Annotated in this window: 1 protein-coding gene; it reads right to left on the reverse strand. The window is 56.0% G+C overall.

The genetic code is table 11. The annotated features are described in order from the left end of the window. Positions 1-403 precede the first annotated feature (403 nt). Positions 404-602: hypothetical protein (locus AAFX91_RS42310; RefSeq protein WP_394570429.1), on the reverse strand; the 199-nt coding region annotated here is incomplete at its 5' end.

The following is a 602-nucleotide window of genomic DNA, read 5'->3' on the forward strand; positions in this document are numbered from 1 at the left end:
GTCACCAGCAACCCACTTGAATGGCACAGACGCGGCTATTGCGCCTGCGATCATTCTCGTCGCGAGCTTCGGATTGGCAGCACCGAGCGTGGTGCCTATCTCTCGATGTTCTCACTCGATGACGAGACGCTCGAAAATCCTTGCGAGGCATTCTGACCAGCAAGGGTGATCCTCGAGCAATTGCTCTTCTCGGCGATCGTCGCCATTGACGGTCCGTGCTTTTGTGTTGAGCCGTGTCTGGTCCAAGACGTCGCTGTCCCAAGCCCGACAGTAAGACGGTAGTATTCAGTCAACGCAGCGAGAGGTGCGTTGTTTCTTTAAGAAAAGCCCGCAGAGCGCCATTGGCACGTCGGTTGCTTGAGATGCGCGAGTGATCCCTCACGACCACGATCGCGGCCCCTGTCTAAAGAGTTCGGATGGAATTTGCTCGATTGACCCAAATCAAAGCTGACAGGCGGCGGGAGGCCATCGGTATCCGTTCATAGTAGGCAATTAGCTGATGCGCGAATCGTACAAACTTGGAGAGGCATTGGGGCAGCGAGAGGAGCTCAAAGCCAAGCTCTTCCACGTTCAATCGGATGGAGCTCGGCGTGACTCGGACG

The sequence above is a fragment of the Bradyrhizobium sp. 31Argb genome (assembly GCF_043638955.1).
GTDB lineage: Bacteria > Pseudomonadota > Alphaproteobacteria > Rhizobiales > Xanthobacteraceae > Bradyrhizobium.